The following is a 24,184-nucleotide window of genomic DNA, read 5'->3' as shown; positions in this document are numbered from 1 at the left end:
TCATTTAGAAAGATTGGTTGCCGGCGGGCCAACTGCCGGGTGCGCTGGCGCAGACAGGCCATCCGCTGTGCCAGCGGCCGACGCTGCAACGGTCAAAAAAACCGGAAAGGAGGGGGAGGTAAAACGCATCGATAGCGGAGCTGATGGGCGGGAGCCGAACAGGCGCGGCCGGCGGAAAGCTATAAAGGACGTACGCCGCTCCGTGCGCTAAAATGAGCAGCCGTAATCCGGAAACTGATGCTTCTCATTTTCTGGGACGGGCCCGGCGTTGAGCTTTGTAATACTGCGGCTAAGTAGGTGCAGGCCCGTATTCTGGCGGGTAAATACGCTGTTCCTTATCGTATGAAACGTGCACTAATCACCGGCATTACCGGACAGGACGGGGCTTATCTGGCCGAGCTGCTGCTCAGCAAAGGCTATGAGGTGCATGGCATCAAGCGCCGCTCGTCGCTCATCAATACCGACCGGGTCGACCACCTCTACCAGGACCCGCACGAAGGCGAGTCGCGCTTTTTTCTGCATTACGGCGACCTTTCGGACTCCACCAACCTGATCCGTATTATTCAGCAGGTGCAGCCCGATGAGATTTACAGCCTCGGGGCCATGTCGCACGTCAAGGTGTCGTTTGAAATGCCCGAGTACACGGCCGACGTGGACGGTGTGGGCATTCTGCGCCTGCTGGAGGCGGTGCGCATTCTGGGCCTGAGCGCTAAAACCCGGATTTACCAGGCCAGTACCTCCGAGCTCTACGGGCTGGTGCAGCAGGTGCCGCAGTCCGAAACCACGCCCTTCTATCCTCGCTCGCCCTACGCCGTGGCCAAGCTGTATGCCTACTGGATTACGGTGAACTACCGCGAGGCCTACGGCATGTTTGCCTGCAACGGCATCCTCTTCAACCACGAAAGCCCCCTGCGCGGCGAGACGTTTGTGACGCGCAAAATCACGCGTGCTGCGGCCCGCATTGCGCTGGGCCTGCAGCCGCGGCTGTACCTGGGCAACCTCAACGCCAAGCGCGACTGGGGCCATGCCAAAGACTACGTGCAGGCCATGTGGCTGATGCTGCAACAGGACACGCCCGAGGACTACGTAATTGCCACGGGCGTAACTACCACGGTACGCGAGTTCGTGCGCCTGGCCTTTGCCGAGCTGGGCATCGAGCTGGCTTTCAGTGGCGAAGGTGTGAAAGAACAAGCCTGGGTGAAAGCCTGCCACAACCCCGAGTACCAGCTGCTGCCCGGCACCGTGGTAGTGCAGATTGCCGAGCAATACTTCCGGCCCACCGAGGTCGAGCTGCTCATCGGCGACCCCACCAAGGCCCGGCACCAGCTGGGTTGGGAGCCGAGCTACGACCTGGCCGCGCTGGTGCAGGAAATGGTGCGGGCCGACCTGCAGCTCTTTCAGCGCGATGCCTACCTGCAAGCCGGCGGCCACGCCACGGCCAACGCCTACGAGTAAGCGCCAGCTAAACAGCCCACGAAAAGCCCCACCGCAGACCAAAAATCGGCTGGCTGCCCCTCTCCTTTTTCGGAGAGGGGGGCGGGGGGGTGAGGCGGCCCGCCAGAACGAATCAACTCTACTTACCCCCGAAGCGATGGAACAGGACGCTAAAATTTACGTTGCCGGGCACCGCGGCATGGTGGGCTCGGCACTGATGCGCCGGCTCCAACAAGCGGGTTACCAGAACCTGGTCACGCGCACATCCCGGCAGCTGGACCTACGCGTCCAGGCCGACGTGGCCGACTTCTTTGCCGATGAAAAGCCCGACTACGTGTTTCTGGCCGCTGCCAAGGTGGGCGGTATCATGGCCAATAACACCTACCGGGCCGAGTTCATCTACGATAACCTGCTGATAAGCACCAGCGTTATCGGGCAGAGCCACCGGCATGGGGTAAAAAAGCTGCTGTTTCTGGGTTCCTCCTGCATCTATCCTAAACATGCGCCGCAGCCCCTCAAGGAAGAATACCTGCTTACGGGCCCCCTGGAGCCCACCAACGCGCCCTACGCCCTGGCCAAAATTGCGGGCCTGAAGCTCTGCGAGGCGTTTCATGAGCAATACGGCAGCCAGTTCATTGGGGCCATGCCCACGAACCTGTACGGCCCCGGCGACAATTACCACTTGCAGAACGCTCACGTGCTGCCGGCCATGCTGCGCAAGTTTCATGAAGCCCGCGAGCAGCACTTGCCCGAAGTGGAAATCTGGGGCACCGGCACGCCGTACCGGGAGTTTCTGTACGTGGATGATCTGGCCGACGCCTGCCTGCACCTGATGGAAAACTACACTGGCACGGCGCCCGTCAACATCGGCACCGGGCAGGAAATTTCCATCCGCGACCTGGCCCTGCTGATGCAGGATATCACTGGCTACGAAGGCACCATCCGCTTCGACCCGACCAAACCCGACGGCACCATGCGCAAGCTGCTGGATGTAAGCAAAATGCGTGGCCTGGGCTGGGAATTCACCACCGACCTGCGCCAGGGCATCGAGTACGTTTATCAGCACGATTTTCTCGCCCGCTGCGAACTGGCCCTGGTAGCTGACCAGAAGTAAGCCACCCAGAAATACGCTCTTCCCCATCCGCGGGTAATTGCTCGTGCCACCGCAACCGCGCCCGGGATTACCACCAACCGCTATCAGCCAACACGTAAGCTCGCAGCTTGAACCTAAAAGCTGGCGGCTACTCATCTAACTGCCTGGCTACGGGTTACCTTCATGTCAGATTTACTGAACCGAGTACGGCGCCGCGCCGGCCGTGAGCTGCGCGAACTGCTGCCCCACCACGAGCACTTCCGCCCCAGTGGCGTCCATGCCAGCAGCCAGCAGCTGGCCTGCCAGCCAACGGCCAGCGTGGCGTATTTCGGCCTCGTACCGGCCCACCGCTCCTACTCGCACGTTCCCGACGATTTTTACGCCCGCGCTTCCCGCCACCGGGGACTGCACGTGAAGCCCCACCGCGAGGAAGCCGTACCCGAAGCATTTGTCGTGATGCTACCGCGGGGCCGCATCTACGCCGATAATTATAACAGCGTGGCTGTTATAGCGGCCGACAATTGCCTGGTAGGCGACGTTTCTTTCCAGTACGACGGCGCGCTCTGGGACCTGGTCGCGCCCGAGCAGAACAACATTTTCCGGCAGCGCTACTTCGTGCCGCCCCGCCAGATTGCGGGCACCGTGTGCAGCCTGCTGGCGGGCGGCGGGGCGGCCATGGGCAATTACTACCACTGGCTGATTGACTCGCTGCCCCGCCTGCACCTGGTGCGCGAAGCGGGCTTGCTGGACAGCGTCGATTTTTTTCTGGTTTATGATAAGCGCAAGGGGTTTGTGTGCGAAACCCTGGCGGCCCTCGGCATTGGCCCGGAGCGCATTCTCGACATTGCCACCTACCCGCATTACCAGGCCCAGCAGCTCGTGGCCACCAGCCCGGTGCGGGGCCGGCTCACGCACACGCCCGAGTGGGCGGGCCACTTCCTGCAGTCGATTTTTCTGCCCCCGCCCCTCGTCGACCGTTGCTTTAGCCCCTTCGTTTACCTGAGCCGCAACGATGCGCCCAACCGCCGCGTGCTCAATGAGGCCGCCCTGGAGCCTATGCTAGCTGAATACGGCTTCCAAACCCACGTGCTCACGCCCTATTCCCAGGACGAGCGAGTGGCCCTGTTTGCCCAGGCCCGCGTGGTGGTATCGGCGGTGAGCGCCGGCCTGAGCAACCTCGTGTTCTGCGCCCCCGGTACCCAGGTGCTGGAACTGCTGCCCCAGACGTTTGTGGTGCCCGATTATCTGGAGCTGAGCACCCGCCTGGGCCTGCGCCACCAGTACCTCGTGTGCCCCACCCCGCGCCAGCAGAAGCACCGCTACGCGGCCCAGCGCGAGGACCTGATGGTACCCGAAGCGGCTTTGCGCCGCCGCCTCGACGCGCTGATGCAGCCGGAACCGCTCGTTCAGGGGCCCTGAGCGCCCCACCGCACCTGGTCCCCAACAGTTATCGGGGGCCGCGCCGGCGCTACCTGCCTTGGCCCCGCTAACCCTCGCTACTCTTAGCTAACCCTCGCCACTATGCTTCCCGAACTATCTATATCAGATCTACTGAACCGGGTGCAGCGCCGCGCTGGCCGCGTGCTCCGCGAACTGCTGCCCTACCAGGAGCAGTACCGCCCCACCGGCGTGCACGCCAGCAGCCGCGAGCTGGCCGCCCGGCCCGCATCGGGTGCGAACTACTGGTCGGTGGTGCCCGCCCACACCTCGCACCTGGTGCTGCCCGAGGGCTTTGCCGAAGCCGTTCCGGTGTACGAAAGCGAGGCCCACAGCAAGCCCCGAGCCGAGGAGTACATGCCGGAGGCCTTTGTGCTGGCCCTGCCGCACGGCCGCCTCTACGCCGACAACTGGGACAGCGTGGCCATCATTTCGGCCGACAACCAGCTCGTCGGCGACGTGTCGTTTCAGCACACCCGGCAGGGCTGGGCCATGCTGGGCCCGGCCCAGAACAACATTTTTTCGCAGCGCTACTTCCAGGAGCCAGTGCCGGTAGCCGGCACGGTGCTGAGTTTGCTGGCGGGTGGCGGGGCAGCCATGGGCAACTACTACCACTGGCTTATCGACTCGCTGCCGCGCCTGCACCTGGTATGCGAAGCCGGGCTGCTGGCCGAAGTCGACTACTTTCTGGTCTACGACAAGTACTGCAGCTTCGTGCGCGAGTCGCTGCTGGCCCTTGGCATCCGGCCCGAGCAGCTCATCGATGTAGCCACGCACCGCCACTTGCGGGCCGAGCGGCTGCTGGTAACTACGCCAGTGCGGGGCAATGGCCGCCACTCACCGTACTGGGTTAGCCAGTTTTTGCGCGCTGCCTACCTGGCGGTGCCCCCCGCCGCGCCCCGTTTTGCGCCCCGTGTGTTCATCAGCCGGCGCGACGCCACTATGCGCCGCCTGCTCAATGAGCCTGCCGTGGAGGCGGTGCTGCGCGAATTCGACTTCCAGACGTACGTGCTCAGCGACCTGTGCTTCGCGGATAAAGTCAACCTGTTCAGCCATGCCGAGGCCCTCATTGGCACGGTGGGCGCGGGCATGGCCAACCTCATGTTTGCCGCGCCCGGCACGCCGCTGCTCGAATTCCACCCCAGCACATTCGTCGAGCCTGAGTCGGTGGACACTGCCTACCGCGCTGGCCTGGTCTACCACTGGCTTACGGGCCGGCCCAGCACTCCGGCCAGTGCCCACCACAGCGCCGCCCGCCAACTCGACCTCTGGATTGACCCGGTTGAGCTGCGAACGGCTGTCAGTGGCCTGCTGCCGGTTCCGGCCCGGCAGGGCGTTTGTTAACCCGTTATTGCTACTGCTCATGGGTCCCATCCTGCTCTCCATCGTCACCTGGAACAGTGCGGCCGTGATTGAGGCCTGCCTGGCGGCCTGCCTGGCCCAAACTTACCCCGACTTTACCATCTGGGTGGTCGATAACAACTCGGCCGACGATACCTGCGCCCGCGTAGCAGCCGTAGCCGCCACCGATGGCCGGGTGCAGCTGCACCGCCTAGCGCGCAACACCGGCTTTTGCGGCGGCCACAACTACGCGCTCGACCACAGCACAAGCGAGGCCGTGCTGCTGGTGAACCCCGACGTGGAAATGGCTCCCGATTACCTGAGCCGTGCGGCAGAGGCACTGGCCGCTGATGCGGCCATTGGCACCGTGTGCGGGCTGCTGCTGCAAAGCCGCGCGGCCCACCCGCGCATCGATAGCGCCGGGCTGGTGCGGCAGTCGGGCGGCCGTTTCACCCTGCGCCACCACGGCCGGCTGCTGCCCGAGCTGCAACTCATTACCGAAGACGTGGATGGGGCCGATGGGGCCCTGCCGCTGTACCGCCGCGCATTCATCAACGACTTGCGCGTGGAAGGCAGCTTTTTCGACGAGCGGTTCTTTGCGCATAAGGAGGACTGGGACATTGCCTGGCGCGGGCAGCTCTACGGCTGGCGGACGGTGTTCGAGCCCCGGTGCCGCGCCCTGCACCCCCGCGTATTTCTGCCCGCCGATCTGCGCAGCCGGCTGCAACTAGGCGCGGCTATTAAAGCCGATGCGGTGAAGAACCAGTGGCTGCTGCTGCTCAAAAACCCCCCGACGAATCAGTTGGCAGGCTTGTGGTTGCGCGCGCTGCCCCGGCAGCTGGGGGTGCTGCTCTACTGCCTGCTGCTGGAGCGGCCCTCCCTGCGCGCCTACCGCTACGTGTGGCAGCACCGGGCCAGCATCTGGGCCAGCCGGTTGCACATTCAGCAGCGGGCAGGCCAGGGGTTGCCTGCGGCGGCCCGGTTCCCCACGGCGGCCAGCGGGCAAATACCGTCCGAAACGGAGCTGCTGGCCGGCTGAGGATAGTAACAGGCCAAGCGTCAGTTCACATCGTCACCTGCTTCATCGTCTTTCCAGCCCACTCCACTATGTACAAGCGCCCCGTTGGTCTCTCGCGCATAGTGGTGTCGCCCGGTTGTTTGTGGTAATCTCGCCCGTTTTAAGCGTGTTTGCGCAGCAGAAAGTAGGCGAAGTTGTGGTCGTTGATGAGCGGCTCCACGGGCTCCAGATACACCAGGTGCGGCTGCAGGCCGCACTCCTTGGCCAGCTCCCAGAACTCGTCGATCAGGTAGGTGGTCATGTTGCCCATGTTCTTGGCGTAGCCCCAGCGGTAAGCCCGGCTGTTGAGCTTATTGGTGCCGTATTTGATTTGAATGAAAGCCAGGCCATCGGCCTCGAGCAGGTTCTCGATAACGCGCAGAATGCGCCGCCCATAATCCTTGGAAGGCAGTAGCTCGAACACGTAGGTTGAGAGCACTAAATCGCAGGTTTCCGGAATGAGCGCGGCCACCTGCTCGGGGTCGGACACCGCAAATAGCACCGGCACGAAGTTGTGCAGGCCCAGGGCCTGGGTCTGCCGCTCGCATTCCTGCAGGCTCGCCGGCGTGATGTCGACGCCGTAGTAGCGGGCGGCGCCGGGTGCGAAATGCACCGCGCAGCTACCGCCGCCGCAGCCCCAGTCCACAATGCGGCGCGGTTTGCACTGGAGCCAGTCGTCGCCGGCCAGCTGCGAGAAAATACGCAGGCTGTTGCGCCCCAGACTCATCCACCGCTCGTCGTCGGTAAAGATGCTCTGCCCCCGCCAGTGGGCCGGACCGCCGTCGTGCCCGTGGTTCGACAGCCCGTTCCAGAACGCCTGCGAATCGGCCATTATCTTCTCCTCCGGCTCATGAATGTCGGCATAGTTGTCCAGCAACCGTCGGCTGACGCGCAAGGCTTGTTCCAGGTACCGATGCATGATGAAGAAAGGCTAAAAAGTGGTTGTGAGGGAGTTCCTAGCCGGAATCAGGAGTACCGCCGTGCCGGCCTGACGGCTTAGTTGCGGGCGCGGTACACGGGTTTCACGGGCCGGCTCTGCAGGTAGCGGCCAATGCCTTCGTCCAGCGCCTGGCGGTACACGCCCAGCGCCTCTTGCACCCGGCGCACGGTGTCGTCTACCATGGCCGTGGTGTGGGCGTAGCTTATCACGAAGGAGGGTGCCAGCAGTCCCCGGCGCAGGGTTTCCTGCAGAAACAGCGTGCGAAATGCCTGCGAGGGCAGCCCCGCCGCATCGTACGTGCCATACGACAGGCAGCACGGCGCCCCCAGTACCCGGAAGTGTTCGGCTACACCCTGGTCGCGGGCAGCGGCCTGCAGCCCGTCGCGCAGCCGCTCGCCCTGGTGGTGCAGGTGGGCCACCACTGGTTTGTTGGTGTAGGTCCGCATCACCTCCCGGGCCACGGCCAGCGCGTGCGATTCGGCCCCGTAGGTAGTTGAAAGCAGGAAAACCCGGTCGTGGTGGTAGTGGTGCAGGCCGCCGAGCTCCATCAGCTCGCGGCGGCCGGTGAGGGCCGCAATGGCAAACCCATTGCCCAGTGCCTTGGCGAAGGTGCTTAGGTCGGGCCGCACGCCGTACAGTGCCTGCGCGCCGCCGTGGTGCCAGCGAAACCCGGTAATAATTTCGTCGAAGATGAGCACTGTGCCGGCCGCGTCGCAGAGTTTGCGCAGCCCGGCCAGAAAGCCGGGGGCCGGCGGTACGTCACGCTCCACCTCCAGCACCAGGGCCGCCAGCTGCCGCGGGTGCCGGGTAAACAGCTCCTCGACGCTCGCCAGATCGTTGTAGCGAAAGTGTAGCGTGAGTGCCTGCACAGCCGCCGGTACGCCGGCCGGAATGCCGGTGGTACCCATAAACCAGTCGTCGGAGGAGAAAAACGGGTGGTCGGCGCAAATAGCCACCAGGTCGCGGCCGGTGTAGGCGCGGGCCAGCTTGAGGGCCGCCGTGGTTACGTCCGAGCCGTTTTTGGCGAATTTCACCATGTCGCCCGCCTGCGTAAAGGCCAGAAATTCTTCGGCCGTTTCCAGCTCCAGCACGGTGGGCCGGCCCAGGTTGGTGCCTGAACTCATGGCGCGCCGGGCCGCTTTCAGGATCGGCGGGTAGGCGTGGCCCAGCGTTACGGAGCGCAGCCCCATGCCGTATTCAATGAAGATGTTGCCATCCACGTCCCACACTAAACAGCCGCAGCCGCGCACTAGGTAGGGTGCCATGTCGGCGGGAAACTGGTCGTCGCCCTTGGCATAGGTGTGGCTACCGCCCGGAATGGCGGCGTGCATGCGGCCCTGTAGCGCCCGCGAACCGGCAAAGCTGGCGGGCGTGAGCGGGGCGGCCGTGCGCCAGGCTAGGGGTGGGGCCAGTGCGGGGCCCTCGGTTTCCAAGTCTAGCATGTCAGTCGGGAAGAAGGATGAGTAAATCGTGGGCGAGTAGCCGGTCGGCGGCCCGCTGCACCTGAGCAAACGGCAGGCGGGCGCGCTCGGCAATGTCGAGCAGGCTGTGCTGCCCGTCCGAAAGATTGAGTACCCAGAGCAGCGCGAGTTGCTCGTCGGGGTGCGCGGAAGCTCCCCCAACGGGGCTGTACAGGCCCCGCCGGCCCAACTCCGGCTCCCCGTATGGGTGCCGGTTCTGGTAGCGGCAGTTGGCATCGAGCGCGGCCAGCACTTCCTGGGTTAGCAGCAGCGACTCGGCCAGCACATCGGGCTGCACAAAAGCCAGGTTGTCAGCCGAGGTATGGTACTCGGGAAATTGGGCGTAGGGCGTGCGCGAAAGGCAGCCCACGGGCAGGTTGAAGCCCGGCGAGCAGTATTGCCGCTCGTCGTAGCCGTACGGAATAAAGTCGACCACCTGGTGGGGCACCGCCATATCGCGCAGCATCAGGGCCACAGTTCGGTCGATTTCGGCCGTGGCGCGGCGCGACTTCTTATAGGTGAATCCCCCCTCGCCGCCCAGCAGGCTCAGCACCAGCCCATGCCGGATGCGGGCCACGGCCGCCGGGTTGCGACTCAGCCACACAATGGAGCCGATGGTGCCCGGCGCGAACACGAACCGGTAGGTGTAGCGGCGTGGCACCTGCGCCAGCCACCGCGCCAGCCCCACCGCCACTACCATGCCCGAGAGGTTATCGTTGGCCAACGACGGATGGCAGCAGTGGCACGACAGCAGCACTTCCTCCTCGCTACTGCCCGGCAGCAGTAGCTCCCCGTAAGTCAGCGAGCCGGCCGGGTCGAGCGTGCTGTCGATGCCTACTTCGTAGTACTCGTCCTGGAGTTGGGCGCGCTGGTGGTGGCTGAGGCAGAAGCCCCAGTTGGGCTGGTAGTAGCTGGTGCGGTACGGAATCAGGTCGGGCTGTTCGGGCAGCGAAAATAGGTGTTCCTCCAGCTCCTGGCGCGCTACCCAGCCGTGCTTGGGCTGGCTGTACTGCAGCACGTGCAGGTTGTGCGCCCGAAAATCGATAACCCGCACTCCGGCCGCGTTCTTCACCCAGGCATCCCGAATGTTCCACTCGAAGGGCACCGTCCAGTCGAGGGCCGGCGTGCCGCTGGGCACCTCGTGCACCACCAGCCCGGGCAGGTATTCGCGCACCACATCCAGCGTCTGGCGCACCCCGTCGCCGGTAATGCTGCGGCAGATTGGGTAGAGCCGCGCCATCAGCGCGTGCAGTTCCTCGCCGGTCAGGGCAGTGGCAGCATCAGCAGAAAGGGCGGAAGTGGTAAGCATGGTTGGTTTGTTGGATGGAAAAAGAACGGTCATGCTTCATCTGGGGTCCGCGCAGCCGAAGCATCTCTACCGCTTCGTTGCAGTACCATTAATTAGTCAGCGGTAGAATGCGCTCAGCATGACCGTTCACTTTATTCACCATTTCACTTCAGCCCAGCAGCAGCTTGCGCAAGTAAAAGGCTTCGGCGTAGCGGGTGGCGCTCTGGATGCCGCGGAGGCGGGGTAGAGCCCGGAAGGTTTCGTCGTCGTACCAGTGCTTACTGGTTTGAGTTGGGAAGGCGAGCCGGAGCAGGCGTAGCTTTTCGGCCAGCACCTCGGCAGTCAGCTCCACGAAGGCGGCCGGGTTGCCCAGATCTCCGTCGTACTTCGGGATTTCGTATTCCAGAATCAGGTGGCTGCGAAACGTGTTCCAGGTCAGCTCCGACACCAGGCGGTGGTCCTGGTGCAAATCGTGCTGGTAGTGCGTGAGAATCAGGTTGGGGTTGAAGTCCTTGAGCTGCTCGAAGTGTTGCTTGATGGGGGCGCGGTCAGCGGCCAGCGAGCCGTCGGTGAAGCGGTGCACCGTTACGGTGGCCTCGGTGTCGGGCGCGGTGGCCAGAAACAGGGCCGCACTGGCCTGCGCCTCCCGGGCCCGCTCGTCGGTGGCGGCCCACACCACCCAGTGCAGCGCCGCCACCCGGCCCGCCCGCAGCCAGCGCAGCAGCGTGCCCCCCGCTCCAATTTCGATGTCGTCGGCGTGGGCGCCCAGGCAGAGCAGGCGCAGGCCGGCCGCCGGTACCAGGGCTAGCATGGCGCGGGCTCCCCTCTTACCCGGGCCTGCGGCTTGCGCCAAACTTCCCAGGGAGCATCACCATTGTTATAGAGTTCGTCGAGCTGCTGCTTGTCCTTGAACGTGTCCATGGCCGCCCAGAAACCCGTGTGCCGGTACGCCCGCAGTCGGTTGGCTTCAATGAGCCGCTGAAACGGCGCTTCCACCAGTTCCTCGCCCGGCCGGAGATGGTCGAATATCTCGGCCCGAAATGCGAAGTAGCCCGCATTGATCCACAGGCCCGAATGGGCAATGGGGCTGATGTATTCCACCTGGTTGTCGTCGGCCAGCGCCACCACGTGAAAGCTGTGGGGAGGCTGGTAGGCTACGAAGCTGCCCACCGCCGACGAGGCCTCAAAATCGGTGAGCATGGCCGGCAGGTCGAGGTCGGAGAGGCCGTCGGCATAGTTGGCCAGAAACATCGACTCGCCCGCCAGAAATGGCTGTACGGCCGCCAGCCGCTCCCCGATGTTGCTGTGCAGCCCGGTATCGACGAACGTAATGTTCCACTTATAGATATCAGAATTGAGCAGCTTCACCTGCAGGCCCCCCTGCGAAAACACGAAGTCGTTGGACAGGCACTCGTTGTAGTTCATGAAGTACTGCTTCACCGTGTCGGCCTTGTAGCCCAGGCACAGGATAAAGTCTTCATGGCCGTAGTGCGCGTAGTAGCGCATAATGTGCCACAGGATGGGGCGGTAGCCCAGCGGCACCATCGGCTTCGGAATGGCTTCGGAGTACTCGCGCAGGCGCATTCCCTGCCCGCCACAGAATAGGACCACTTTCATCGGATTGCTGGATTAGAAGTGATGAGGAATAAGGCCGATGCACTTAGAGAAACCGGCCCAAAGCCTTGTCTTGAAGCTGTTTAGGAAGTCAACTAGAACGTCATGCTGAGCTTGTCGAAGCATCTCTACTGCTTTGTATTGGGGCGTTCAACGAGGCAGTAGAGATGCTTCGACAAGCTCAGCATGACGTTCATTTAAATAGCAGACACTTCCTAAACAGGTTCCTTATAAAGAGTAGCTAATGCCCCGCTGCTGCGGTATGAAAGGCTCGTTAAAACAACCCGACTCACTCGTAAACCTGCACCTCCGGGATGGGCACCACAAACTGCCCGCCCCAGTCGCGGATGTAGGCCATCTGCTCCATGATTTCCGCGCGCAGGTTCCAGGGCAGAATCAGCAGGAAATCGGGCCGGGTTTCCGCAATGTGCTGCGGTTCGAGAATCGGAATGCGGGTGCCGGGCAGGAAATTGCCCTGCTTGTGGGGGTTCAGGTCGACGGTGTAGTCGATGAAATCGGTGCGGATGCCGCAGTAGTTGAGCAGGGTGTTGCCCTTGCCGGGAGCCCCATAGCCAGCCACGGTTTTGCCGGCGCGCTTAGCCGCAATCAGGAATTCGAGCAGCTTGCGCTTGGTTTCGCGCACCTGCCCGGCAAATGCAGCGTAGAAATCCAGCTCGCACACGCCGGCCGTCAGCTCGCGGTTGCGCAGCTCCGGCACGGCCGTTGTTACGGCCAGTCGGGCCGATTGCGCCGCGCGGTGCCGGGCATAAATCCGCAGTGAACCCCCGTGGGTGGGCAACTCCTGCACGTCGAAAAGGATGAGGTCGTGGTGGGCAAAAATCTGCTCCACCGTCCAGAAGGAGAAGTAGCTGAAGTGCTCGTGGTAAATGGTATCGAACTGGTTGCCCTCGATGAGCTTGAGCAGGTGCGGAAACTCGAGGGTGATAACGCCCTCCGGCTTGAGGACCAGCCGCAGGCCCTGCACGAAATCGTTCAGGTCGGGCACGTGGGCCAGCACGTTGTTGGCCACCACCAGGTCGGCCAGGCCGTGGCTTTGGCCTATTTCCAGGGCCGTGGCGCTGCCAAAAAACTTGCGCAACGAGGGCACGCCTTTTAGCAAAGCCGCGTCGGCCACATTGCCGGCCGGCTCCACGCCCAGCACCGGAATGTCTTTGGCCACCAGGTATTGCAGCAGGTAGCCGTCGTTGCTGGCCACTTCCACTACTAGGCTGGCGGCGTCCAGGGCCAGCCGCTCGGTTATCAGGTCGCAGTACTGCTGGGCGTGTCGCAGCCAGGAGGGCGAGTACGACGAAAAGTAGGCGTAGTCGGACCGGAATACATTGGCCGGTTCCACGAAGGTGCCCACCTGCACCAGGTAGCACTGCCCGCAAACGTAGGCGTGCAAAGGGTAAAATGATTCTGCGCGGTTGAAATCGGCGGGCCGCACATGGTCCTGGCACAGCGGCGAGGTGCCCAAATCGACGAACGTAACCCGGAGCGGGGCCGCGCAGAACCGGCAATGGTCCGCCGGGGCCAGACTGGCAGCCGGCGCCGGGTGGGCCTCCAGTTCAACAGAATCAGCCGGATGGAGCAGGGTGGAGGTCATGGCAGAAGTGTTAAAGGGCCTGAATAAGGGCTGAGTTGGTTGCCATCGGGGCGGTGGCGGCGGTGGGTAGGGTCCAGTCCGGGTAGGTGCGGTCTTTGTCGGAGAGCAGGACTGGCGGGGCGGGCCAGTGGATGCCGATGGCCGGGTCGTTCCAGCGCAGGCCCCGCGCCGCGTCGGGCACGTAGCGGGCGTCCATCAGGTAGCTCACCTCCGTGTCGGGCTGCAGCGTGAGAAAGCCGTGGGCAATGCCGCCGGGTACCAGCAGCTGGCGCAGGTTGTCGGCCGTGAGCTCCAGGCCCAGCCACTGCCCATACGTGGGCGAGTCCGGCCGCAGGTCTACCAGCACATCGAAAATAGCCCCGCGGGTGCACCGCACCAGCTTGGTTTCCTCGTACGGAGCGGCCTGGTAGTGCAGTCCGCGCAGGGTACCCTTGGTCGGGTTGAACGACACGCTGCCCTGCACCGGCACAAAGGCGAGGCCGTGGTGGGCTTGCTCGTCGACGCACCAGTAGCGGGCAAAAAAACCCCGCTCGTCGCAGTGGCGCTCCACTTCCAGAATGAGGACGCCCGGTAACTCAGTTTCTACAAATTCCATGGCCGCAGGGTAAGCAAGCGAAAAGACCGGTGGTTCAGACTGCTTCGGGAAGCCGGCGGGCTGGTGCGGGTTCGGGCAGCCCAATTGGGGCTCCGCCCGGTACGTGCCGGAGAATCAGCTCCTCATCCAGCTCGCCCTCGTCCTGCAGCGTTTTGAGCACGTGCAGGCGCATGAGCCGGGAGGTGCGAAACGAGGCGTCGTGAAAATCGATTTCCCGCAGGTGGCTGCGCAGCTCGGCGATGGTTTCTGCGAGAGTATGGCGGGGCTGGTGGTGGGGGGCCAGGTGGCGGAACAGGCTGAAATCGACGCGGTAGGAGCGCAGGTCAGCCGGAGCATCGGGGTTGAGCTGCACGCGGGTGCCGGGGATGGCCCGCGCCACGGCTTCGGCCAGCTCGCTCACGCGGTAATTCCAGCCATCGGAGCCCACATTCAGGCACAAAAAGTTGCCGCCCTGGTTTGTGCTGCGCCCCAGCGCCCACAGAATGGCCCGGGCCATGTCGTGCACATGAATCAGGGGCCGCCAGGGCGTGCCGTCGCTTAGGATACTAATGGCGCCTGTGGCCGTGGCGCTGGCCACAAAGTCGTTAAGCACCAGGTCCAGCCGCAGCCGTTCGCTCCAGCCGCAGGCAGTGGCAAAGCGCAGGCAGCTCACCTGGAAAGAGTCGTCGGCCAGCGTCTGCAAATCGCGCTCGGTGGCAGCTTTCGAGCGGGCGTAAGCCGACAGCGGATTGAGCGCCGAATCTTCGTTCTTCGCCACTTCGCCGCCCAGCCCATACAGGCTGCACGAGCTGGCAAACACGAAGCGCTGCACGCCGCACCATTTGGCCTGCCGGGCCAGCTGCACGCTGGCCGCGTGGTTTACGGCCAGCGTTGCGGCTTCGTAGGCGGTGCCCATCGGGTCGTTGGAAATGGCGGCCAGATGCACCACGGTGTCTACGCCCTTCAGCAAGGCGCTGGGAAAGGTGCGCACATCGCCAAATTCCTGCCGGTTGAGGTAGGATTCGGGCAGGCGGCCGGAGCCAGTGAGGCAATGCGCAAACAGGCCCAGGTCGTAGCCAATCAGCTCGGCCCCGGGGAAGGCCTGGCGGAGCGTGCGTACCACGCCGGGGCCTACATAGCCCATGTTGCCGGTTATCAGAATGCGAGGAGAAGCCATGGAAGTAGGAGAGCAGGTGAGAGGCCAAGTAGTATCAGGCAAATGGCTAGTCGATGGGCATGAGCGTGCCCGGCGGCAGGTGCGCAGACCAGCGGGTCCGGCCGTTGTGCCCGTTGTCGGACGCTACCGCAATGGGCCAGGGCGCGGGCAGCACCGGAACGACGGCGGGCTGCGGTTTAAGCGGGCGCGATGCGGGCGCCGGGTTCTGGCTCCACACATTCCAGGGGGCCTTGCCGCTTTGCCATAGCTGTTCGAGCATGTTACGGTCCCGCAGGGTGTCCATGGGCTGCCAGAAGCCCGGGTGGCGGTAGGCCGCCAGCTGCCCTTCGGCCGCCAGGCGTTCCAGCGGGGCTCGCTCCCAGGTGGTGTTGTCGCCGTCGATGTAGTCGATTACGGCGGGTTCAAGCACGAAAAAACCCCCATTTACCCACGAGGTGACGCCGCCTTCGGGCTTTTCGGTGAAGCTGCTCACTTTGCTGTCATCATCGGGCAGGTTGAAAACCCCGAAACGACCCGGCTGCCGCACCGCCGTGAGCGTGGCCAGGGTGTGCTGCTGCCGGTGGTAGCCTATGCTGGCCTGAATGTCGATGTCGCCGACCCCGTCGCCGTAAGTGAGGCAAAACGTTTCGTCGTCCAGGTGGCCGCGCACCCGGCGCAGGCGTCCGCCGGTCATGGTTTCCTGGCCGGTGTCAACCAGCGTCACCGTCCAGGGTTCGGCGTTGGTGAAGTGGACTTTCACCTCGTTGCGGTCCAGCCGGAACGTGACGTCGGCGTTGTGCAGGAAGTAATCGGCGAAGTATTGCTTGATGAGGTAGCCCTTATAGCCGCAGCAAATCACGAAATCGGTGATGCCGTGGTGGGCATAAATCTTCATGATGTGCCACAAAATGGGCTTTCCGCCGATTTCAACCATCGGCTTGGGCCGCAGCCCGCTTTCCTCGCTGATGCGGGTGCCGTAGCCCCCGGCCAGAATCACCGCTTTCATCGCACAATAGTTTTGGAGTGAAGAACAGAGGACCCGTCGCGCCGCGCCCCATTGCGCCGGCGGGCCAGCCGGGGCCGGCTGGGGCCGGCCGATTGCCCAGGGGCAACTGCCCGGCCGATATAAAGCAGGAGCAGTTCGCGGGCCAACAGGTACACAAACAGTGGGTTGGTGCGCAGGTAGCGCCCGGCCAGCCGCCGCGGCTCCTGCCACAGCCGGAAGGCCCACTCCAGCCACAGCGGCCGGGCCCAGGGCGGAAGACGCGGCTCAAACCCCGCATACACCCGAAATGCCTGCCCCACGCCCAGCATGCAGGCCTGCACGCGGCCGTCGTGGGCCGCCATCCAGCGCTCCTGGCGCGGGCAGCCCAAGGCCACAAACAGCAGGTTGGGTTGAGCCACGTTGATGGCGGCCACGTCGGCGGCGTCCTCGGCCGGGGTGAGGGGCCGGAAGGGCGGAGCGTGCCAGCCAGCTATTTGCAGGGTGGGCAGCTCGCGCCGGGCCCGGGCCACCAGCGCGGCCAGCACTTCCTCGGTGGTTCCATAAAAGTAAACCGACTGGCCGGCGGCGGCGGCGGCAGTCAGCAGCGCCGGTAGCAGATCCATGCCCGCCACGCGGGCCTGCGGCTGCCCGTGCAGCCAGCGCAGGCTGGCGGCTACGGGGCTGCCGTCGGGGGTTACTACCCGGGCCTGGTTGAGCAGGCGCCGAAAATCGGGCTGGTGATGGGCCTCCACCAGCATGTGCACGTTGGCGCAGCACACGTAGCCCGAGCCGCGGGCGGCACCCAGCCGCAGAATGGCCGCCAGGAAATCGGCGGGCGTACCCGCCGAAACCTGCGTTTTCAGCACCGCATATTTGGCAAGGATTCTGGGCATGGCTGGGTAAGAAATTAAGAACGATTCAACGGATTCAGCAGCTTCGGTCTGCTCGAAAACCACCCTGCCAAGCGGCGCTGGCTGCAACAGGCCTACCGCAGTTTTAAGGAGGTAGTCGTCGGGAGGCGAATGACTAGTAGGCGTTTTTTTCGCCTTTTATCATGTTGCGGAGCGTTAAGCCTATTATCTGCATATCCAGGCTAAACGACCAGTTCTCAAGGTATTTCAGGTCGTACTCCACCCGCTTTTCCATGGCGTTGGGGGCGCGGGTTTCCCCCCGAAAACCGTTCACCTGGGCGTAGCCCGTAATGCCCGGCATCACGGCGTGGCGCATGGCGTAGGTGTGAATGTGCTTGGAGTATTCTTCCAGCTGCGAAATCATGTTGGGACGCGGGCCTACAACCGACATATGGCCCAGCAGCACGTTGAAAAATTGCGGCAGCTCGTCGAGGTTGTATTTGCGCAGGTACCGGCCCAGGTGCGTCACCCGCGGGTCGGCCTTGGTAGCCTGCAGCTCGGCCTGCTGGTGGCCAGCCGACATGGTGCGCAGCTTGTAGCACGGAAACAAGCGGTTGCGCTTGCCCGGCCGCATCTGCCGGAAAAACACCGGCCCCTTCGAGTCGAGCTTAATGGCCAGGGCCAGCACCGGCAGCACCAGCGGAAACAGCAGCACAATAACCAGCAGCGAGAAGCCGATATCGAAGGCCCGCTTCAGCACCAGGTTGGCCCACATGGCCAAGGGTGCCCGCCGCACCATCAGCACGGGCAGGTGGTCGCAGAGGTACATGTTCACGTCCTGGCCCAGCGTGCCGTGGTAATCGGGCACAATGCGCAGCGAGAGGAAGTTATCGGCCGCAAAGCTCGTCAGGTCGGCAATCAGGGCCTGCTGGGTGAAAGGCAGCGCAAAGTAAATTTCATCAACCGGGGTGCGCCGGCAGTAGTCTTTCACCTCGGCCACCGTGCCCCGCACGAGGTGGCTCAGGGCGGCTGGCACGTTCTCATCGGCAAAGAAACCCTTGAACTGACTGCCGTCGGGGTCGTGAGCCCGCAGGAAGTAGTAGAGCTGCTGCCCACTAGTGCTGGCTCCCACAATAATGAATCGGCTGTGGGGCTCGGCAAAATAGCGCTGGTAAAGGCGGTAGCAAAACGCGAGCAAAAACCGCCCTAGCACCACACCCGCAACCGCCAGCCCATAAACCACGAGCAACTGCCGCTGGGGCATCCAGCTGACGTGCAGCAGTAATGCAACGCCAAACAGCAACCCGCCATGCATCAGGAAGGTCCGCAACAGGTAAACCAGCTTTTCGCCGTAGGAAATCTGGCGGTCCAGCCGGAAGATGTTCGCGTAGTGATGCGAAAGCATAGACCACAGGAGCGCGAAAACGACGAAGAATGAGGCGTAACTATCAAATAACCAAGCATCTGAAACCAAGATGGTAGAAGCGCGAAAGGCACCAAAAATAATGATGCCATCGAGCAAGGGAAGAATTATCCGGCTGGAGTCAGAGTAGTGAGCATAGCGTTCCATAGTCGTTCCAGTTGAAGCCAGGAAGTATTCAGAGTAGCCTTGTTGGTGATTTGATGCTACTCTCTTTACAAAGAAAAATTAATAATTATTATATAAAAATGACAAAATGCACTCTAAAAATTGATCAATAGCATTTATATGAAAAATTATATTTTATAACGTATTATAGTTTATTTGGAAAGTAAAACACAGTAAAAGTTATAATTATATGCATTGGATAATATGACTTACATGTAGTTTTGAGCTGGCCTCGGCAAAACAGACAAGAGAAGGATGTATATTTCTTCTTTCATGGCAGCAAAACCCAGCGGAACGTCGCCCGACAAACGGAGTAAACACGGCGAAGCGTTTAGGGCGTAGGCTCTGCGTCTGGCCATCGGGAGACGCAGCACCTAGGCCCAGCCCGGCAAATGGGCAGTAGCCCCAAGCTGCTCTACCGTTGGCCACCGCCCCAGCTCGTGACCGAAGAGGCCAGTGTAGAGTGGCACGCGACCCGCAAGTGCGCGCCCTTCGCGCAGCTAGCACACGACTGGCGCAGGAGCTCGATACTGTAGAAAAAGCCTTGGTTCTCCTTGGCCATCCGCCCCCGTGAGCACTTACCACCACATTGCCCAGCAGGCCGCTCAAGTGCCCGTACACCAGCTCTGCCAGGTGCTGCACGTGGCCCCGGTCGCCTGTTACGCTTGGCAACGCCCCTCCCGTCTGGTCGGCCTGGCAAGTAGTCGTTATTGAGGTGTTGGTATGCCAGTGGGCCAGCGCTACGGCACCTACCTGCTGCGCACCGAAGTGCAAACCCAGATTTGCCGCGTGCTCAAAGCCCACGGGCTGCGGGCCCAGCAGCCGCACTCGTTCGTGCCGCGTACCACCCATTCGGATTCGGCCGTACGCGCCGCCCCCAACAGGCTGCCCGGCCTGCCAGCTCCTACGGCTCCCAACCGGCTGTGGGTAGGCGCCATCACCTACTTAACCCAATGTACGGAGTAGACTGGGCCTATATATCTACGCCCCAGCCACTTCCTCACTTCCCCAGAAAATCCCCGAAAGACACCTGCTCATACGCCTGCCCGAAGCGCAACTGCCGCTGGGAAACCGTCGAATCCCGCTCGATGATGCGGCGGGCTACGTTGTCGTAAGTGACCACTCCGGCGGGCGTCGCTACGCCGAAGCCGTCGGTGAAGGAGTAGAAGGCCGCGCCGCCGGGCCAGGCGGGCGGGGCGGGGGCCAGCAGGTCGCGGCTCCAGGGGAAGTTGGTGGCGGGCAGGTTCAGCTGGTGCAGCAACGTGGCAGCAACGTCGGTTTGCGAGCCGTAGGTGGGCACCCGCCGGCCCTGGGCGGCGGGTGCCAGCGCGCCGCCGGTGAGTAGCAGCGGAATCCGGAACTTGGCCGGGTCGTGGTTGGGCGAGTTGCCGGGCTGGGGGTGGCCGTGGTCGGCTACCAGCACCACCAGCGTATTGTTCCACCAGGGCTGCTGACGGGCCGTTTGCAGAAACTGACCCAGCACGTGGTCGGTGTAATACATGGAGTTGCGGAAGCGGCTGGCCTCGCTGGAACCTCGGAAGCGGGCGCGCATGGGCACGTCGAACGGTTCGTGGCTGCTCAGGGTAAAGGCCGTGACGAAGAACGGTGCCGGTTGGGCGGGCAGCTCCTGCTGCAGCCGGTTGAACAGCACATGGTCGTGGGCGCCCCACTTGGCGTTCTGGTCCTGGCGCGCGAAATCGGCCCGCTCGGTGAAGCGCTGGTAGCCGGCCGTGACGAGGTAGCTTTTCATGTTGGCGAAGGCCAGCTCGCCGCCGTGGTAGTAGGCCGTGCTGTAGCCCTGCTGGCGCATTACCCGGGCCAGGTGAGGCAGCTGCTCGGTTTTGCGCGGGTACTTGATGATGCTGGTGGCCGGCTGGTTGGGGTAGCCCGAGAGCAGCGCTACAAGGCCCTTCTGGCTCCGGTCGCCGGCCGCAAAGATGTTGCGGAAGGCCACGCCGGTGCGGCTCAGGCTGTCGAGGGTGGGCGTGATGCCCGGCTCGCCGCCCAAATGGCCCACCAGCTTGCCCGTGAAGCTCTCCAAAATGATAAACAGCACGTTGGGCTTTTGCAGGCCGGGGCGCAGCAGCCGGACCGTATCGGGGCCGCCCGTTTGGTAGAGGCTGGCGGTGAGGCGAGCGGCGGCGGTATCGGGCAGGAATTGGTAGGGGTTGCGGGTGCTGGTTTGCAGCCGCAGCGAGTTGAGCACATTCCAGGGCACGTTGATGGCTGCGTGGTTGGCAAAGGGCGCCTGCGAAAAATACACGTCGCCCTGGTTGATGGGAATCTGCTGCAGGCCCCCGCGCAACGGCACCACCAGCAGCACCAGGTACAGCAGCGCCGCCAGCGCCGCCCGGCCCCGTCCGAAGCCCGCCGGCAGGTCCGGCAGCCGGCCTACCACGCCTCTATATAGGCCCCAGCCCACGCCCAGCAGCGCCAGCCACAGCCCCAGCAGCAGCCCCAACTGGCCGGCGCTGGCCGAAGCCGCCGCCTCGCCCGGCGTGCGCAGGTACTGCAGCGGCGTAGCATCGAGCCGGAAGCCCCAGGGGCCGTACAGGGCCAGGTCGGCCACCGTAAGCAGGGACACCAGCGCCACCAGCACCATAGTAAGTACGCGCAGGCCGCGCGCCAGCCCGAACCGCGGCCCGGCCAGACTGCCGACTACGAACAACAGGAAGGTAGCCAGGCACAGGTAGGCCGTCGCTGAGGCATCGAGCCGCAGGGCGTGGCCGAAGATGCGTGGCACCGTGCCGGCCGGCAGCACCAGCGTGCGCGACAGGTAGTAAACCAGAAACAGGCCCCTGACCAGCCCGAAATACAGCAGCCAGAACAGGAAGTAGCGCGGCTGAAACGCAAAGCGGCTTTTCACGCCTGCAAAGGTAACCCCCCGGCCCGGATGCCCGGAGTTGGCGGCCGGGCTTTTCAAACCCAGGTTGCGGAGGTCGATGTAGGGGCGGGGCTTGCCCCCGCCCGCCGTTCGCACCGTACTGTTGAACGGCGGGCGGGGACAAGCCCCGCCCCTACATCGACCTCCGCAACTCATTCCCTACATATGCGATACAAGCCCAAAACCCGGTTTTGCGTAAGTCCTGCCAATAGTATCCTTCAAAAGGGGTACGGCTCTGTAAAATGTGTGTGTGAAACAGGATAGGGGGTATAATTATATGGGCTTATCTGAAAAAAAAGGTGATTTATATCGAAGATAGGGGTGCAAAATAAGGCGGTTGGTGTCATCTTTTATACTTAGGTCGTATATTTGTCCCTATTGATAAGTGCTACACGCTTCAATTTCTTCCGCGTACTTCATTTCCTCTATGGCAATTCTCCGCTTCAAAGCTCTTGAGCAAGTTACCAAGCGCCAGCCGCTGACCGTCGCAAACACTGGTGAGCGACGCTCCGATAGCTTTGGCAAAAACGTTTTCAACCTTGATGCCATGCGGGCCACCATGCCCGGCGAGTATTTCAAGAAGCTGCAGGCTGCCGTGAAGCAGGGCTTGCCCGTGGAGCGCAACGTAGCCGACGCCGTGGCTTCGGCCATGAAAACCTGGGCCATGGCCAAGGGCGCTACCCACTACACCCACTGGTTCCAGCCCCTGACGGGTGCTACGGCCGAGAAGCACGACTCGTTCTTCGACCTCAACTCCGACGGCCGGCCCGTCGAAAACTTCAAGGGCTCGGCCCTGGTGCAGCAGGAGCCTGACGCCTCCAGCTTCCCCAACGGCGGCATCCGTAATACCTTCGAAGCCCGCGGCTACACCGCCTGGGACCCTACTTCGCCCGCTTTCCTGATCGAAACCGGTGGGGCCAAAACCCTGTGCATCCCGACCATTTTTGTGGCCTACACCGGCGAGGCCCTCGACTATAAAGCCCCGCTGCTTAAGTCGCTGGAGGTGCTCGAGAAGGCGGCCCTCGACGTGTGCCACTACTTCGACAAGGACGTGGCCCGCGTGAGCACCACGCTGGGCATCGAGCAGGAGTATTTTCTGGTAGATAAGGCCCTGTACGCCGCCCGGCCCGACCTGATTATGACCGGCCGCACGCTGTTCGGGCACTCTTCGGCCAAAGGCCAGCAGCTCGACGACCACTACTTCGGCTCGATTCCGGCCCGGGTGCATGCCTACATGCTTGATTATGAAGAGGAAGCAAACAAGCTCGGCATTCCACTGCGCACCCGCCACAACGAGGTAGCCCCTCACCAGTTCGAGTGCGCCCCCACTTTCGAGGATGCCAACCTGGCCGTTGACCACAACCAGCTGCTGATGGATGTGATGGCCCGCGTGGCCGACAAGCACGACTTTAAGGTGCTGCTGCACGAAAAGCCGTTTGCCGGCGTAAACGGCTCGGGCAAGCACAACAACTGGGCCCTGAGCACCGATACCGGCGTGAACCTGCTCGCCCCCGGCCGCCGGCCCAAGGAAAACCTGCAGTTCCTCACGTTCTTCATCACCACCATTAAAGCCGTACACCGCCACGCCGATCTGCTGCGCGCCAGCATCGCCTCGGCCAGCAACGACCACCGTCTGGGGGCCAACGAGGCCCCGCCGGCCATCATGTCGGTATTCGTGGGTTCGATGCTGGACTCGGTGATGAACGAGTTGGAGCGTACAGCCCAGGTGCCGCTCGATAAAGGCGACAACATCTACCTCAAACTCGGCATTGATAAGATTCCGGCCATTCTGCTCGACAACACCGACCGGAACCGTACCTCGCCCTTCGCCTTCACCGGCAACAAATTCGAGTTCCGGGCCGTGGGCTCGTCGGCCAACAGCTCGTCGGCCATCACCACGCTCAATACCATCGTGGCCGACCAGCTCATCGACTTCAAGCGTTCAGTTGACCAGCTGATTGCTGATGGCCGCAAGAAGGAAGTAGCCATTGTGGAGGTGCTGCGCGAGTATGTCATCAGCTCCAAGGCTATTCGCTTCGAGGGCAACGGCTACTCCGAAGAGTGGAAGGTGGAAGCCGCGGCCCGCGGCCTGAGCAACCTGCCCACCACGCCCCAGGCCCTCGACGCCATCGTTACGCCCGAGTCGGCGGCCCTGTTTGAGCGCCACCGCATCTACTCGCCCGTCGAGCTACACGCCCGCCACGAAATTGTACTGGAAGACTACGTAAAGAAAATCCAGATTGAGGGCCGGGTGATGGGTGATTTGGCCATCAACCACATTGTGCCCACGGCGCTGGCCTACCAGACCAAGCTGGTAAACAACGTGCGCGGCCTGCGCGAACTGGGCCTTGACGACGAGTATACCAATGGCACGCTGGATACTATTAAGTCCATCTCGCGCCACGTATCCATCATCAAAACCCAGGTGGCAGAGATGATTAACGCCCGCAAAGCGGCCAATAAACTAACTGATACCCGCGAGCAGGCACTGGCCTATTGCGACACGGTGAAAGTGCATTTCGACACCATTCGCCGCTCGGCAGACAAGCTGGAGCTGATGGTGGACGATGAGGACTGGCCCCTGGTAAAGTACCGCGAACTGTTGTTCCTGCACTAAGCCAGGGTCAGAGTCGGGCCGGAGTTGGGTGGGAATTTTTCTCCGCGCCCCGATCTTAGAAAGGCCGCATCCGGGGGATGCGGCTTTTTTTGTGCGTAAACCAGGGGGCAGCGTTGTGCCAAATGCGGGGCCTGTGGTTTGCCAGCTATAGTGCTCCTCTGCCGCCCGATAAGGAGTATCGGCCCGCTGGCTGGCGGCATCCTTGCAGCGTAAGGCCAGCGCGTCATTCGTCAACTGTACATCCACACGAGTGGGCAGC

19 protein-coding genes are annotated in these 24,184 nt (G+C 62.9%); 7 read left to right on the top strand and 12 right to left on the bottom strand.

Translation table 11 applies throughout. From position 1 onward, the window contains the following. Positions 1 to 342 precede the first annotated feature (342 nt). The 5 genes from gmd (at position 343) to HW554_RS15195 (ending at position 6,344) form a co-directional block, all read left to right on the top strand. Positions 343 to 1,455 (top strand): GDP-mannose 4,6-dehydratase, encoded by a 1,113-nt coding sequence (gene gmd, locus HW554_RS15215; protein ID WP_176909441.1) that lies wholly within the window; start codon positions 343 to 345, stop codon positions 1,453 to 1,455. A 136-nt stretch (positions 1,456 to 1,591) separates the two neighbouring features. Further along, positions 1,592 to 2,548 (top strand): GDP-L-fucose synthase family protein, encoded by a 957-nt coding sequence (locus HW554_RS15210; RefSeq protein ID WP_176909440.1) that lies wholly within the window; start codon positions 1,592 to 1,594, stop codon positions 2,546 to 2,548. Positions 2,549 to 2,710: 162 nt separating this feature from the next. Continuing rightward, complete coding sequence (locus HW554_RS15205) at positions 2,711 to 3,946, top strand: glycosyltransferase family 61 protein (RefSeq protein WP_176909439.1); 1,236 nt, start codon at positions 2,711 to 2,713, stop codon at positions 3,944 to 3,946. A 102-nt stretch (positions 3,947 to 4,048) separates the two neighbouring features. Next, positions 4,049 to 5,308 carry a glycosyltransferase family 61 protein gene (locus HW554_RS15200; protein ID WP_176909438.1) on the top strand — a complete coding sequence of 420 codons (1,260 nt, stop codon included), beginning with the start codon at positions 4,049 to 4,051 and terminating at the stop codon, positions 5,306 to 5,308. A gap of 19 nt (positions 5,309 to 5,327) precedes the next feature. Continuing rightward, on the top strand, positions 5,328 to 6,344 hold the full coding sequence (locus HW554_RS15195; protein WP_176909437.1) for a glycosyltransferase family 2 protein: 1,017 nt from the start codon (positions 5,328 to 5,330) through the stop codon (positions 6,342 to 6,344). Between the two features lie 139 nt (positions 6,345 to 6,483). Here HW554_RS15195 and HW554_RS15190 read toward each other — a convergent pair whose 3' ends face one another. The 11 genes from HW554_RS15190 to HW554_RS15140 all read right to left on the bottom strand — a co-directional run bounded on the left by HW554_RS15190 (position 6,484) and on the right by HW554_RS15140 (position 18,406). After that, the gene (locus HW554_RS15190) at positions 6,484 to 7,281 is read right to left on the bottom strand and encodes a class I SAM-dependent methyltransferase (RefSeq protein WP_176909436.1); all 798 of its coding nucleotides are present in this window, start codon (positions 7,279 to 7,281) and stop codon (positions 6,484 to 6,486) included. Positions 7,282 to 7,358: 77 nt separating this feature from the next. Continuing rightward, positions 7,359 to 8,744, bottom strand: coding sequence for a glutamate-1-semialdehyde 2,1-aminomutase (locus HW554_RS15185; protein WP_176909435.1), 1,386 nt, complete (start codon positions 8,742 to 8,744; stop codon positions 7,359 to 7,361). A gap of 1 nt (position 8,745) precedes the next feature. Next, entirely contained in the window at positions 8,746 to 10,071 is a 1,326-nt protein-coding gene (locus tag HW554_RS15180; protein ID WP_176909434.1) for a DUF4910 domain-containing protein, read from the bottom strand. A gap of 148 nt (positions 10,072 to 10,219) precedes the next feature. Further along, entirely contained in the window at positions 10,220 to 10,861 is a 642-nt protein-coding gene (locus HW554_RS15175) for a PIG-L deacetylase family protein (RefSeq protein ID WP_176909433.1), read from the bottom strand. Then, entirely contained in the window at positions 10,855 to 11,667 is an 813-nt protein-coding gene (locus tag HW554_RS15170) for a sugar phosphate nucleotidyltransferase (RefSeq protein ID WP_176909431.1), read from the bottom strand. Before HW554_RS15170 ends, HW554_RS15175 begins: the two co-directional genes overlap by 7 nt. 286 nt (positions 11,668 to 11,953) lie before the next feature. Then, entirely contained in the window at positions 11,954 to 13,270 is a 1,317-nt protein-coding gene (locus HW554_RS15165) for a class I SAM-dependent methyltransferase (protein WP_176909429.1), read from the bottom strand. Positions 13,271 to 13,280: 10 nt separating this feature from the next. Beyond that, complete coding sequence (gene rfbC, locus HW554_RS15160) at positions 13,281 to 13,865, bottom strand: dTDP-4-dehydrorhamnose 3,5-epimerase (RefSeq protein WP_176909428.1); 585 nt, start codon at positions 13,863 to 13,865, stop codon at positions 13,281 to 13,283. A 34-nt stretch (positions 13,866 to 13,899) separates the two neighbouring features. Beyond that, a complete protein-coding gene (locus tag HW554_RS15155) occupies positions 13,900 to 15,021 on the bottom strand; it encodes an NAD-dependent epimerase/dehydratase family protein (protein ID WP_176909426.1) in 1,122 nt (373 codons plus the stop codon). Positions 15,022 to 15,067: 46 nt separating this feature from the next. Continuing rightward, on the bottom strand, positions 15,068 to 16,006 hold the full coding sequence (rfbF, locus tag HW554_RS15150) for a glucose-1-phosphate cytidylyltransferase (protein ID WP_176909425.1): 939 nt from the start codon (positions 16,004 to 16,006) through the stop codon (positions 15,068 to 15,070). After that, complete coding sequence (locus HW554_RS15145; protein ID WP_176909423.1) at positions 16,003 to 16,878, bottom strand: WecB/TagA/CpsF family glycosyltransferase; 876 nt, start codon at positions 16,876 to 16,878, stop codon at positions 16,003 to 16,005. Before HW554_RS15145 ends, rfbF begins: the two co-directional genes overlap by 4 nt. A gap of 133 nt (positions 16,879 to 17,011) precedes the next feature. After that, positions 17,012 to 18,406, bottom strand: coding sequence for an exopolysaccharide biosynthesis polyprenyl glycosylphosphotransferase (locus HW554_RS15140; protein ID WP_176909422.1), 1,395 nt, complete (start codon positions 18,404 to 18,406; stop codon positions 17,012 to 17,014). Between the two features lie 741 nt (positions 18,407 to 19,147). Between HW554_RS15140 and HW554_RS15135 the strand changes: the two genes are divergently transcribed. Continuing rightward, positions 19,148 to 19,390, top strand: coding sequence for a hypothetical protein (locus HW554_RS15135; protein WP_176909420.1), 243 nt, complete (start codon positions 19,148 to 19,150; stop codon positions 19,388 to 19,390). Between the two features lie 34 nt (positions 19,391 to 19,424). Here the strand turns inward: HW554_RS15135 and HW554_RS15130 are convergent, their stop codons facing one another. Beyond that, positions 19,425 to 21,290: an LTA synthase family protein gene (locus HW554_RS15130; RefSeq protein ID WP_176909419.1), complete on the bottom strand. Its 1,866-nt coding sequence runs from the start codon at positions 21,288 to 21,290 to the stop codon at positions 19,425 to 19,427. 445 nt (positions 21,291 to 21,735) lie between these two features. Between HW554_RS15130 and HW554_RS15125 the strand changes: the two genes are divergently transcribed. Beyond that, positions 21,736 to 23,925, top strand: coding sequence for a glutamine synthetase III family protein (locus tag HW554_RS15125; protein WP_176909417.1), 2,190 nt, complete (start codon positions 21,736 to 21,738; stop codon positions 23,923 to 23,925). The last annotated feature ends 259 nt before the right edge of the window (positions 23,926 to 24,184 follow it).

It is taken from the genome of Hymenobacter lapidiphilus (assembly GCF_013377885.1).
Lineage (GTDB): Bacteria > Bacteroidota > Bacteroidia > Cytophagales > Hymenobacteraceae > Hymenobacter > Hymenobacter lapidiphilus.
Note: the sequence above shows the minus strand (reverse complement) of the source record. Positions and strands in the feature narration are given on the sequence as shown.